The following is a 12153-nucleotide window of genomic DNA, read 5'->3' as shown; positions in this document are numbered from 1 at the left end:
GGTTACTTGCTCTCCTCGGTACGCGTGGCGGCGGAAGTGGTGGTGACGGCGGGCTCGGAGCCTCCGAGCAGCAGGTACAGGACGGCCATCCGGGTGGAGACGCCGTTGGCGACCTGCTCGACGGCCGTGCAGCGGTCGGAGTCCGCGACCTGGGCGGTGATCTCCATGCCGCGGTTCATCGGGCCGGGGTGCATCACGATGGCGTGCTCGGGCATCTTCGCCATGCGGTCGCCGTCGAGCCCGTACCGGCGGGAGTACTCGCGCTCGGTCGGGAAGAAGGCGGCGTTCATGCGTTCGCGCTGCACACGCAGCATCATCACCGCATCGGACTTCGGCAGCACGTCGTCGAGGTTGTACGAGACCTCGCAGGGCCAGGTCTCGACGCCGATCGGGACGAGGGTGGGCGGGGCCACCAGGGTGACCTCGGCGCCGAGGGTGTGCAGCAGGTGGACGTTGGAGCGGGCCACGCGGCTGTGCAGGACGTCGCCGACGATGGTGATCCGGCGGCCGTTCAGGTCCTTGCCGAGGCCGGCGTCGCGGCCGACCAGGCGGCGGCGCATGGTGAAGGCGTCCAGCAGGGCCTGGGTGGGGTGCTCGTGGGTGCCGTCGCCGGCGTTGACGACGGCGGAGTCGATCCAGCCGGAGGTCGCGAGCCGGTAGGGGGCGCCGGAGGCGTGGTGGCGGATGACGACCGCGTCGGCGCCCATGGCCTCCAGGGTCAGCGCGGTGTCCTTCAGGGATTCGCCCTTGGAAACGGACGAACCCTTCGCGGAGAAGTTGATGACGTCGGCCGAGAGCCGCTTGGCGGCCGCCTCGAAGGAGATCCGGGTGCGGGTCGAGTCCTCGAAGAAGAGGTTGACGACGGTGAGGCCGCGCAGGGTGGGCAGCTTCTTGATCGGCCGGTCCGCGACACGGGCCATCTCCTCGGCGGTGTCGAGGATCAGGACGGCGTCGTCGCGCGTGAGGTCGGCGGCCGAGATGAGGTGGCGCTTCATCTGGATGGCTCCGTAGGTCGGGAGGGCAGGCGGACTGACGGGCGGAGGTGCGAGCGGTCAGGGCGGGGCAGGGCAGGCCTCGGCGCGGGCCCGGTCGGGGCCCGTCACTCGGACGGTCTACTGGCCTGCTGCCTGGGCGGTCCGCTGGCCGAGCAGCACGGCGTCACGGCCGTCCTCCTCCTGGAGCTGGACCTTGACGGTCTCCCGCAGCGACGTGGGGAGGTTCTTGCCGACGTAGTCGGCGCGGATCGGCAGTTCGCGGTGGCCTCTGTCGACGAGGACCGCGAGCTGCACGGCGCGGGGGCGGCCGAGGTCGCCGAGGGCGTCGAGGGCCGCGCGGATGGTGCGTCCGGAGAAGAGCACGTCGTCGACGAGGACGACGAGGCGGCCGTCGAGGTCGTCGCCGGGGATCTCGGTGCGACCGATCGCGCGGGCGGGCTTCATCCGCAGGTCGTCGCGGTACATGGTGATGTCGAGGGAGCCGACCGGGATCTTCGTACCGGTGATCTCTTCGAGCTTGGCGGCCAGCCGGCGGGCGAGGTAGACACCGCGGGTGGGAATGCCGAGGAGCACCACGTCGTCGGCACCCTTGGCGCGTTCGACGATCTCGTGGGCGATGCGGGTCAGGACCCGCGCGATGTCCTGCGCTTCGAGTACGGGGCGCATGGAATCGGTGTTCTGCTGGGTGTCCATGAAAAGGACCTCCTTCTCCGCCTCACGGGACGGACCTTAAAGGACGTCTGATGTACGCCTCACACGGTACCAGGGAGAGGCCGGTGACTCGGACCGGGCCACTACGGAATGGCTCTCACAGAGCTGCTGGAACGGACCCCCCGGGGGGCGACGAAGACCATTCGGCTTGACGCATCCAAGTAACGCTGCGTAACCTCACAGTGAGTTACCAGCCGCGCGGCCGAGCCGCACGTAGTTACGTAGTTACGTAGTCGCAGTGTTCATCAGCCACAGCGTCACAGCGTCCGGGAGCGTTATGTCCAGCGAATACGCCAAACAGCTCGGGGCCAAGCTCCGCGCCATCCGCACCCAGCAGGGCCTTTCCCTCCACGGTGTCGAGGAGAAGTCCCAGGGTCGGTGGAAGGCCGTGGTGGTCGGTTCTTACGAGCGCGGGGACCGCGCCGTGACCGTCCAGCGTCTTGCCGAGCTGGCGGACTTCTACGGGGTTCCGGTGCAGGAGCTGCTGCCGGGTACGACTCCCGGCGGGGCTGCCGAGCCGCCGCCGAAGCTGCGTCTCGACCTGGAGCGCCTGGCGGGCGTCCCCGCCGAGAAGGCCGGCCCGCTCCAGCGTTACGCGGCGACGATCCAGAGCCAGCGGGGCGACTACAACGGCAAGGTGCTGTCGATCCGCCAGGACGACCTGCGCACCCTGGCCGTGATCTACGACCAGTCCCCCTCGGTCCTGACCGAGCAGCTGATCAGCTGGGGCGTGCTGGACGCGGACGCCCGTCGCGCAGTGGCGCACGAGGAGCTCTGAGTCCCGGGCTCGGGACCAGCAGAAACGTTTACCGGTGGGCGCCGGACCCTTGCGGGGGTCCGGCGCCCACCGGTTTTTGCGTTCCCGCACCCCCCGCCCCATACGGAAGGGCCCGCAACGCGTGCGTTGCGGGCCCTTCCGTATGGCGGTGCCGGCGCCGGTCCGTGCGGTCAGCTCTCGCTGCGCCGCAGGCTCGGCTTCAAGTCCTTGAAGCGGGCCAGCAGCCCGTTCACGAACGAGGGGGACTCGTCCGTCGAGAACTCCTTGGCCAGCTGGACGGCCTCGTCGATGGCCACGGCGTCCGGGGTGTCGTCCACCCAGATCAGCTCGTAGGCACCGAGCCGCAGGATGTTCCGGTCGGCGACCGGCATGCGGTCGAGGTCCCAGTCCACGGCGTAGGTGATGATCAGATCGTCGATGCGGTTCACCTTGTCGGCGTAACCCTCGACGAGATCCATCGTGAAGGCGCTGACCGGCGGCTGCCGGTCGTCCGACCGCGCGTGGCGGATCCAGTCCGCGAGGACCTCGCGTACGGGCACCCCGCGCTGGTCGGCCTCGAAGAGGATCTGGAAGGCGCGCTTGCGCGCATTGCTCCGAGCAGCCACGGGTTAGTTGCTCTTCCGGCCGAGGTAGTCGCTGGTGCGGGTGTCGACCTTGACCGTCTCACCGGTGGTGACGAAGAGCGGGACCTGGATCTCGTAGCCGGTCTCCAGGGTGGCGGGCTTGGTGCCACCGGTGGAGCGGTCGCCCTGGACGCCCGGGTCGGTGTGCTCGATCTTGAGCTCGACCGCGGCCGGGAGCTCGACGTAGAGCACCTCGCCCTCGTGCTGGGCGACGGAGGCGGTGAAGCCCTCGATCAGGAAGTTGGCGGCGTCGCCGACAGCCTTCTTGTCCACCATCAGCTGGTCGAAGGTGGTCATGTCCATGAAGACGAAGTACTCGCCGTCCATGTAAGAGAACTGCATGTCACGGCGGTCGATGGTGGCCGTCTCGACCTTCGTGCCGGCGTTGAACGTCTTGTCGACGACCTTGCCGGAGAGCACGTGCTTGAGCTTGGTGCGCACGAAGGCCGGGCCCTTGCCGGGCTTGACGTGCTGGAACTCGACGACGGACCAGAGCTGGTCACCGTCGAGCTTGAGCACCATGCCGTTCTTGAGGTCGTTCGTGGAAGCCACGGTTGCGGAATCTCCTGCACTGGAAGACCACGGGTGCGCGCACGGACCGGCAGAGCCGGCTAGAGCGCGAGCAGCTCCTTGGTCGTAATGGTGAGTAGCTCGGGACCGCCGTCCGCCTCGGGGCGCACGACGAGCGTGTCATCGATCCGGACACCTCCCCGGCCCGGGAGGTGAACCCCCGGTTCGACGGTGACCGGCACGCAAGCGTCCAGTTTACCCATTGCCGTAGGTGCAAGCTGCGGGTCCTCGTCGATTTCGAGGCCCACGCCGTGTCCGGTCCACGGAGCGAGGGCTTCCGAGTGGCCCGCGGAGTCCAGGACGGAGCGTGCGGCATGGTCCACGTCCCGGTACGCGGCTCCGGGCAACAGGGCCTCGCGCCCGGCCCGCTGGGCGGTGAAGACGAGGTCGTACAGCTCGATCTGCCAGTCGGCCGGGCTGGTGCCGATCACGAAGGTCCGCCCGATCTCGCACCGGTAGCCGCGGTAGTTGGCGCCCAGACAGACCGTGAGGAAGTCGCCCTCCTCCACCCTGCGGTCGGAGGGCCGGTGCCGGGAGCGGCCGGAGTGCGGGCCGGTGCCGACGGAGGTCGGGAAGGCGGGGCCGTCCGCCCCGTGGTCGACGAGCCGCCGCTCCAGTTCCAGCGCGAGGTGCCGCTCGGTGCGCCCGACGAGGATGGACTCCAGCAGCTCCCCGAGGGCCTGGTCGGCGATCTCGGCGGCGATCCGCAGGCAGGCGATCTCCTCCTCGTCCTTGACGAGGCGCTGCTGCTCCACGGCGGTGCCGAGGTCCGAGAGGCGCAGTTTGGGCGCGACGGAGCGCAGGGCCCGGTGGCGCCCGACGGTGAGGTGGTGTTCCTCCACCGCGAGCGAATCGGCCCGCAAGGAGGCGACCAGGTCGGCGGCCGCGACGGCCGGGTCACCGCCCGGGCTGCCCAGGACCGTCACGTCCAGGTGCTCGTCGAGGCGGCCCTCGTCGGCTTCGCCGGTGGGTGCGCCGGCGCAGAACAGCATGTCTTCGGTGGGGCCGACGAGCAGCACCGCATCGAGCGGGGACGCCCCGGAGAGGTAGCGGACGTTCGCCGGACGCGTGATCAGTGCAGCGGCGCTCCCCGCGGCGGCACATCGGTCGCGAAGCAGGTCCCGGCGGGCGGCGTACACGTCTGACATGTCTTCGAGCGTACGAGCGCACCGCCGATCCGGCCCGGCGAGCGCGTCCGGACGGGCCCGGGGCCGGCCTGATCGGCACGAGGCGCCCGAGGGGACGCCGAGGGGACGCGGAGGGGACGCCGAGGGGACGCCCCCTGCTATCCGGGCCGGCCGCCGGGGGCCGAGAGGGCGCGGGCCAAGGCCTCGTCGAGGGCGCGGGCGGTGCCCTCGACGTCCAAGTGGGAGTTGTCGATGATCGGCAGCCCGGAGCCGTACCAGCCGGCCATCCTGCCGTGGATCCGCGCGACTTCCTCGTCGGAGAGCCGGCGGTTGCCGGAACGGGCCGCGTTGCGCTCCAGGACGATCTCCAGGCCGGGCAGCAGCACCACGGGCAGCAGCGTGGGGCCCACGTGCCGCTTCCAGCCGCCCAGTCCGACCACGGGCCGGTCCGGGAAGACTGCGTCGTCCAGGATGCAGGAGATGCCGTTCGCCAGGTAGTTGCGGGCGGCGAAGCCGCAGGTGCGGCGGGCGAGCCGGTACTGGGCCTCGGAGTGCTCGTTCCAGCCCGCCTGGGGGTCCGCGAAGCCGGAGCAGACCCACTCGCGGACGTCGTCCAGGCTGACGTGGGCGGTCGGCACGGGCCGGGTGCTGGCCCAGTGCCGGGCGACGGTGGTCTTACCGGCGCCGGCCGGGCCGATCAGCAGGACCGCGAGGACGGCCCCGCCGGTGCCCGGCACTGCGGGAGGCAGCGGGATGTGCCCGGTGGCCTCCGGCACGGCGGGCACCGACTGCGACTGATGGTGCTGGTGAGGCGGCTGATGGGGCTGGTGGGGCGGCTGGGGCGGAGACTGCGGCGGGGGCGAACCCGGCCAGCCGTGCGCCGGCGGTATCGGCGGCTGCGGGGGCGCCGACGGACGCGGTCCCGGCTGTCCCCAGCCCGCGCCCCCGCCCCCCACTCCGTGCTGCATCCGCTGCCACTCCGTCTCGTTCCGGCGACTGATGCGAGAACGTTATATGACTGCCGGGGCCCGGCCGTCCACCAGCACCGTCAGGCAGGGTGTCAGGCGGAGATCTCGTCCGCCAGTGCGCGCAGCGCCAGCCGGTACGAACCGATGCCGAAGCCCGCCACCGTTCCGGTCGCCACGGCCGCGATGACCGAGGTGTGACGGAACTCCTCGCGGGCGTACGGGTTCGAGATGTGCACCTCGATCAGCGGCGCCGTGCGCTGCGCGGCCGCGTCCCGCATGCCGTACGAGTAGTGGGTGAAGGCCCCCGGGTTGATGACCACGGGGATCTTCCCGTCCGCCGCCTCGTGCAGCCAGCGGATCAGCTCGCCCTCGTCGTTGGTCTCGCGGACCTCGACGTCGAAGCCGAGCTCCTCGCCCAGCGACCGGCAGCTCTCCACCAGTCCCGCGTACGAGGTGGCCCCGTACACGTCGGGCTCGCGCGAGCCGAGCCGGCCCAGGTTCGGGCCGTTCAGCACGAGGACGGGGCGGCTCACGCCGACACCTCGCCGTAGGCGGCGACCAGGTGCGCCGGGTCGGGCCCCTCCAGGACGGTCGGCTTGGCCAGCCCGTCCAGGACGATGAAGCGCAGCAGGTTGCCGCGGGACTTCTTGTCGACCTGCATGGTCTGGAGCAGCTTGGACCACTGGTCGCCGCGGTAGGTCAACGGCAGCCCGACCGAGGCGAGCACCGCCTTGTGCCGGTCGGCCGTCGCGTCGTCGAGACGGCCCGCGAGCCGGCCGAGCTCGGCGGCGAAGACCATGCCGACGGACACGGCCGCGCCGTGCCGCCACTTGTAGCGCTCGTTCTTCTCGATGGCGTGCGCGAGGGTGTGGCCGTAGTTGAGGATCTCGCGCAGCCCCGACTCCTTGAGGTCGCTGGAGACCACGTCGGCCTTGACCTGGATAGAGCGCACGATGAGCTCGGCGGTGTGCGGGCCCTCGGGCGTGCGCGCCGCCGCCGGGTCCTCCTCGATCAGGTCGAGGATCACCGGGTCGGAGATGAAGCCGGCCTTGATGATCTCGGCGAGGCCGCTGACGTAGTCGTTGACCGGCAGCGAGTCCAGTGCCGCCAGGTCGCAGAGCACACCGGCCGGCGGGTGGAAGGCTCCCACCAGGTTCTTGCCCTCGGCGGTGTTGATGCCGGTCTTGCCACCGACCGCCGCGTCCACCATCGCGAGGACGGTGGTCGGCACGGCGACCCAGCGCACCCCGCGCAGCCAGCTGGCCGCGACGAAGCCCGCGAGGTCGGTGGTGGCTCCCCCGCCGACGCCGACGATCACGTCGGTGCGGGTGAAGCCGGACTGCCCCAGCGCCTTCCAGCAGTAGGCCGCGACCTCGATCGTCTTGGCCTCCTCGGCGTTCGGCACCTGGATGGCGACCGCCTCGTAGCCCTGCTCGGCCAGGTCGTCGCGCAGCGCCTCTCCGGTCGAGGCCAGCGCCTCGGGGTGGATCACGGCGACCCGCTGGGCCTTCGTACCGATCAGGGAGCCGAGCTCGCCGAGCAGCTGGCGCCCGACGAGCACGTCGTACGCGTCGTGTCCGGCGGTCGCGCCGACCTGGATCCGCGTCACCTGGTCTGTCATACGTCCTTCAACTCCAGAGCGTCGAGGACCGCCTGGGCGACCTCTTCGGGGGTGCGGTCGTCGGTGGCCACCACGACGCGCGCGACTTCGGTGTACAGGGGGCGCCGGGCGTCCATCAGCTCGCGCCACTGGCGGCGCGGGTTGACGGCGAGCAGCGGGCGGGCGGCGCCGAGGCCCACGCGCCGTACGGCTTCCTCGACGTCCATCGAGAGATAGGCGACGGGCAGGCCGGCCAGCAGCCCGCGGGTGCCCTCGTCGAGGACGGCGCCGCCGCCGAGGGCGAGGACTCCGGTGTGCCCGGCGACGGCGGCGGCGACCGCCTGCCGCTCCAGCTCGCGGAAGTACGGCTCGCCCTCGTCGACGAAGATGTCGGAGATCTCCCGGCCCTGGGCCGCGACGATGTCGGCATCGGTGTCCCGGTAGGGGACGCCGAGCCGCTCGGCGAGCAGCGCCCCCACCGTGGACTTGCCGGACCCCATGGGCCCGACGAGGACGACGAGCGGTCCGGCCGTCACCGGATCTGCAGGTTGTCGAGGTAGGACTGGACGTTGCGACGGGTCTCGGGGACCGAGTCGCCGCCGAACTTCTCGACGACGGCGTCGGCCAGCACGAGGGCGACCATCGCCTCGGCGACGATGCCGGCGGCCGGCACGGCACACACGTCGGAGCGCTGGTGGTGGGCCACGGCCGCCTCGCCGGTGGCCACGTCGACGGTCGCCAGCGCGCGCGGGACGGTCGCGATGGGCTTCATCGCGGCGCGGACGCGCAGCAGTTCGCCGGTGGTCAGTCCCCCCTCGGTGCCGCCGGAGCGGCCGGAGGTGCGCTTGATGCCCTCGGGCGTGGAGACGATCTCGTCGTGCGCCTTCGAGCCGGGCACGCGGGCGAGCTCGAAGCCGTCGCCGACCTCGACGCCCTTGATGGCCTGGATGCCCATGAGGGCGGCGGCGAGGCGCGCGTCGAGCCGGCGGTCCCAGTGGACGTGCGAGCCGAGGCCGACCGGGACGCCGTAGGCGAGGACCTCGACGACGCCGCCGAGGGTGTCGCCGTCCTTGTGGGCCTGGTCGATCTCCGCGACCATCGCCTTGCTGGCGTCGGCGTCCAGGCAGCGCACCGGGTCGGCGTCGAGCTTGTCGACGTCGGCGGGGGTCGGGAGGACTCCGTACGGGGCCTTGGCCGCGGCCAGCTCGACCACGTGGGAGACGATCTCGATGCCCGCGACCTCCTTGATGAAGGAACGGGCGACGGCGCCGAGGGCGACGCGGGCGGCGGTCTCACGGGCGCTGGCGCGCTCCAGGATCGGCCGGGCCTCGTCGAAGCCGTACTTCTGCATGCCCGCGAGGTCGGCGTGGCCGGGACGCGGACGGGTCAGCGGCGCGTTGCGGCCGGTGTCCTTGAGCAGCGAGGGGTCGACCGGGTCGGCCGACATGACGGTCTCCCACTTGGGCCACTCGGTGTTGCCGATCATGACCGCGATCGGGGAGCCCTGGGACAGGCCGTGGCGGACGCCGCCGAGGAAGGTGATCTCGTCCTGCTCGAACTTCATCCGGGCACCGCGGCCATAGCCGAGTCGGCGCCGGGCCAGGTGATCGGCCACCAGCTCGGTGGTGACCGGGACGCCGGCGGGAAGGCCCTCCAGCGTCGCGACCAGTGCCGGTCCGTGCGACTCTCCTGCGGTCAGCCAACGCAACCTGCTCAACGATGCTCCTCATGCTCGCGCCTGGTACAGCGACGGCGCGATCGGGTGCGCGGCCCGGACCCGCCTCACCCGATCCTCCCACGTCCGGAGGGGTTTATCGGGCCCCGGTCCAGCTATCGGACGCCCGAGGCGTCAGCGGGCCCGCCGGCCGCGCTCGCGCTGCCAGGTGATCCCGTACCAGAGGACGACGGAACCGAAGAGTCCGAGGATGAGCGCCTTGGCCCACAAGGGCAGGGTGCCGAACGCCACCCTGACCATGCTGAAGATGACGAAGGGGAGGTCCCACTTCGACGCGAGTACTAGGTCCGTGCTGTTCCCGTCCATGCCGCCCCCTGTGAATGCGCAGGCGGAAATCCTAACGGGCGGCGAGCGCCCGCTCTCCGGCGGCCCTCATGGCGGCGAGCGGACCCGGGGTCCGGCCCGTCATCCGCTCGACCTGGAGCACGGCCTGGTGGACGAGGAGGTCGAGTCCGCCGACGACCTGGCCGCCCTGCCGCGACCAGGCCGCGGCCAGCGCGGTCGGCCAGGGGTCGTAGAGGACGTCGAAGAGGGTGCCCGCCCCTTCGGGTACGGACGCCGCCAGGGCGTCGGTCGTACCGGCCGGAGTGGTGGCGATCACCAGGGGCGCGGACAGCGCCTCGGCCGCCCCGGACCAGTCGGCCGTGCGTACGGGCACGCCGAGCCGCTCGCCCCACTGCCGCATCTCGTCCGCCCGGGCCGCCGAGCGGACGTACGCCGTGACCTCGCCGGAGCAGATCCGCGAGAGCGCGGCGAGCGCCGAGGAGGCCGTGGCGCCGGCGCCGAGGATGGCTGCGGAGGACACCTTTTCGACGCCGCGCTCGTGGAGCGCGGCGACGATGCCGGGAATGTCGGTGTTGTCGCCGAGGCGCCGGCCGTCCTCGGTGAGGACGACCGTGTTGACCGCCTCGACGGAGGCGGCCGTGTCACTGATGCCGTCCAGCAGCGGCATGATCGCCCGCTTGAGCGGCATGGTCAGGGACAGCCCGGCCCACTCGGGGCCGAGTCCTGCCACGAACTCCGGGAGCGCGGCCTCGTCGATCTCGAAGCGGTCGTACGACCAGTCGTCGAGGCCGAGCTCCTGATAAGCGGCGCGGTGCAGCACCGGTGAGAGCGAGTGCTCGATGGGCGAACCCAACACCGCGGCCCTTATGCGTGACATGTCCTGCTATCCGCCGTTCTTCTGCTTCTGCCGTTCCTGGAACTCGTTGGCCAGCTTGGTGTGCTCTTCGTAGGTCTTGGTGAAGGTCGTGGTCTTGCCGTCGACCGACACGAAGAACATCCAGCCACCGTGGTCCGGGTTGAGCGTAGCGGTCAGCGCGTCCAGGCCCGGGTTGTTGATCGGACCGGTGGGCAGTCCCCTGACGAAGTGCGTGTTGTAGGGGTGGTCGAAGGCCTGGGCTTCCTTCAGGTTGAAGTTGATCTCGCTCTGGTTCTTGACGTAGTTGTACGTCGAGTCGAACTGGAGCTTCTGGTTCGTGACGTCGTTGGTCTTCTTGAGGCGGTTGTAGACCACCTCGGCCATCTTCCTGAAGTCGTCGTGGTTCTTGCCCTCGGCGTTGACGAGGCTGGCGACCGTGACCACCTGGAGCGGATTCTCCAGGCCCAGCTCCTTGGCCTTGCCCTCGAGGCCCAGCTCCGTGTACTTGTCGGTCGCGTTCTTGACCATCTGCTTGAGCAGGGAGTCGGGGGTGCTGTCCTTGCTGAGGTCGTAGCGCGCCGGGTACAGGAAGCCTTCGAGCGGGTCGATCAGCTTCGGGTTGTTGTTCGCCCAGGCCGGCAGGCCGAGGTTCTTGACCTCGCGCTTGGCGATCTCGGCGGTGGTGCCCTCCTGCTGGCCCAGCTTCTTGTCGATCGCCGCGTACACCGCACTGTTGCGCATGCCTTCGGTGACCGTGATCACGTTCAGCTTCGAGGGGTCGCTCATCACCTCGACCGCGGACGAGGCCGACATCTTCTTCCGGAGCGGGTAGACACCGGCCTGGATGGCCTTGCCCGGAGGGAGCTTGGACGCGGCGTCGACGAACGCCTGCCCGCTGGCGACGACGCCCGCCTTCTTGAGGATCAGGCCCATCTGCATGAGGCCCGAGCCCTTGGGGATCTCGACCTCGACGATCTCGCCGCTGCCCTCGCCCGCGAAGTCCTCGGCCGAGCTGAACCTGGCCTTGAGGTAGTCGTAGCCGTAGTAGCCGCCACCGCCGACCACGCCGAGGATGACGACCGCGGCGACCAGGCAGGCCGTGCCGCTGCGCTTCTTGGGCTTGCCGCCCTTGGAGCGGCCGCCCCGGCGGCCGTCGCCGCCGTCGTCGTCTCCGTCGCCGTCGTCGCCGTCACGGCCTCCACCGGCGGTGAGCAGGTCCTTCTCCGGCTCCTCCGCGGGCTCCGGCTCCTCGACGGGTTCCGGCTCCGGGTGCCGCCGGCCCGGGGGCTGCGGCGGCGCGTAGGCGTCCTCCGTGCTGTAGAGGTCGGGGGCCTCACCCGGGTAGCCCGCTGCGGGCTGCTGGGTGTAGGGGTCCACGCCCGCGTACGGGCCGCTCTGCACGGCCGCCGCGTACTGGCCCTGGCCGGTGTCCCAGCCCTGGCTGTCGTAGGCCGGCTGCTGCGGCTGCTGTGCCTGCTGCTGCCCGACGTAACGCTGCTGCGGGTACTGGCCCTGAAGGTACTGCTGCGGCTGCTGTTGTTGTGCCTGCTGTGCCTGCTGCGGGTACTGCCCCTGCGGGTACTGCTGCTGGTACTGCTGCTGCTGGTACTCCGGGTACTGCTGGTACTGCGGATGCTGGGGGTACTGCTGCTGCTGGTACTGCGGCTCCTGTGGGTACTCCTGCTGCTGCGGGGCACCGCCGTGAGGCACCTGACCCTGCTGGGTCTGGTGCCCGGTCCACCCCTGGTCCCCGTAAAGGGGGTCCTCGGGGTGCCAGGGTTCGGGGCCACGGCCCCGGCCATACTCAGTCATCGGTCCCCTAGAGCCGCGAGACGGAGGCCACGGACTCCGTCGTCCATGGCACCCGGTTCCGCCTCTTTGACGGTGGGCGACGGCTGTTCGAAT

The 12153-nt window shown here is 70.9% G+C and carries 14 protein-coding genes; 1 reads left to right on the top strand and 13 read right to left on the bottom strand.

All coding sequences use genetic code 11. From position 1 onward, the window contains the following. Positions 1-2 precede the first annotated feature (2 nt). Together OG386_RS34090 and pyrR are read right to left on the bottom strand one after the other, a co-directional pair. Complete coding sequence (locus OG386_RS34090) at positions 3-995, bottom strand: aspartate carbamoyltransferase catalytic subunit (protein ID WP_328791239.1); 993 nt, start codon at positions 993-995, stop codon at positions 3-5. A 117-nt stretch (positions 996-1112) separates the two neighbouring features. Beyond that, entirely contained in the window at positions 1113-1688 is a 576-nt protein-coding gene (pyrR, locus tag OG386_RS34085) for a bifunctional pyr operon transcriptional regulator/uracil phosphoribosyltransferase PyrR (RefSeq protein ID WP_030732111.1), read from the bottom strand. 295 nt (positions 1689-1983) lie between these two features. Between pyrR and bldD the strand changes: the two genes are divergently transcribed. Beyond that, positions 1984-2484 carry a transcriptional regulator BldD gene (bldD, locus tag OG386_RS34080; protein ID WP_030008755.1) on the top strand — a complete coding sequence of 167 codons (501 nt, stop codon included), beginning with the start codon at positions 1984-1986 and terminating at the stop codon, positions 2482-2484. Between the two features lie 170 nt (positions 2485-2654). Here bldD and nusB read toward each other — a convergent pair whose 3' ends face one another. From nusB to mltG, 11 genes are all read right to left on the bottom strand, one after another. Continuing rightward, entirely contained in the window at positions 2655-3089 is a 435-nt protein-coding gene (gene nusB, locus OG386_RS34075) for a transcription antitermination factor NusB (RefSeq protein ID WP_030008756.1), read from the bottom strand. A gap of 3 nt (positions 3090-3092) precedes the next feature. Further along, positions 3093-3659 carry an elongation factor P gene (efp, locus tag OG386_RS34070; RefSeq protein ID WP_030008757.1) on the bottom strand — a complete coding sequence of 189 codons (567 nt, stop codon included), beginning with the start codon at positions 3657-3659 and terminating at the stop codon, positions 3093-3095. 59 nt (positions 3660-3718) lie between these two features. Then, entirely contained in the window at positions 3719-4825 is a 1107-nt protein-coding gene (locus OG386_RS34065) for an aminopeptidase P family protein (RefSeq protein WP_328791238.1), read from the bottom strand. Positions 4826-4962: 137 nt separating this feature from the next. Then, entirely contained in the window at positions 4963-5772 is an 810-nt protein-coding gene (locus OG386_RS34060; RefSeq protein WP_328791237.1) for an AAA family ATPase, read from the bottom strand. A gap of 92 nt (positions 5773-5864) precedes the next feature. Further along, the gene (gene aroQ / locus OG386_RS34055) at positions 5865-6305 is read right to left on the bottom strand and encodes a type II 3-dehydroquinate dehydratase (protein ID WP_030387213.1); all 441 of its coding nucleotides are present in this window, start codon (positions 6303-6305) and stop codon (positions 5865-5867) included. Beyond that, positions 6302-7393 (bottom strand): 3-dehydroquinate synthase, encoded by a 1092-nt coding sequence (aroB, locus tag OG386_RS34050; RefSeq protein ID WP_327386408.1) that lies wholly within the window; start codon positions 7391-7393, stop codon positions 6302-6304. Before aroB ends, aroQ begins: the two co-directional genes overlap by 4 nt. After that, positions 7390-7908: a shikimate kinase gene (locus OG386_RS34045; RefSeq protein ID WP_266598656.1), complete on the bottom strand. Its 519-nt coding sequence runs from the start codon at positions 7906-7908 to the stop codon at positions 7390-7392. Before OG386_RS34045 ends, aroB begins: the two co-directional genes overlap by 4 nt. Then, the gene (gene aroC, locus OG386_RS34040) at positions 7905-9089 is read right to left on the bottom strand and encodes a chorismate synthase (protein WP_328791236.1); all 1185 of its coding nucleotides are present in this window, start codon (positions 9087-9089) and stop codon (positions 7905-7907) included. Before aroC ends, OG386_RS34045 begins: the two co-directional genes overlap by 4 nt. A 132-nt stretch (positions 9090-9221) precedes the next feature. Then, on the bottom strand, positions 9222-9413 hold the full coding sequence (locus tag OG386_RS34035; RefSeq protein WP_327386405.1) for a hypothetical protein: 192 nt from the start codon (positions 9411-9413) through the stop codon (positions 9222-9224). Between the two features lie 31 nt (positions 9414-9444). After that, a complete protein-coding gene (locus tag OG386_RS34030; protein WP_266598652.1) occupies positions 9445-10269 on the bottom strand; it encodes a shikimate dehydrogenase in 825 nt (274 codons plus the stop codon). Positions 10270-10275: 6 nt separating this feature from the next. Continuing rightward, positions 10276-12060, bottom strand: a complete 1785-nt coding sequence (gene mltG / locus OG386_RS34025) for an endolytic transglycosylase MltG (protein ID WP_328791235.1) — start codon at positions 12058-12060, stop codon at positions 10276-10278. Positions 12061-12153: the final 93 nt, after the last annotated feature.

Origin of the sequence: Streptomyces sp. NBC_00273 (genome assembly GCF_036178145.1) — a bacterium.
GTDB lineage: Bacteria > Actinomycetota > Actinomycetes > Streptomycetales > Streptomycetaceae > Streptomyces.
The sequence above is the reverse complement of the archived record's forward strand: the minus strand, read 5'-3'. Positions and strand labels throughout refer to the sequence as shown.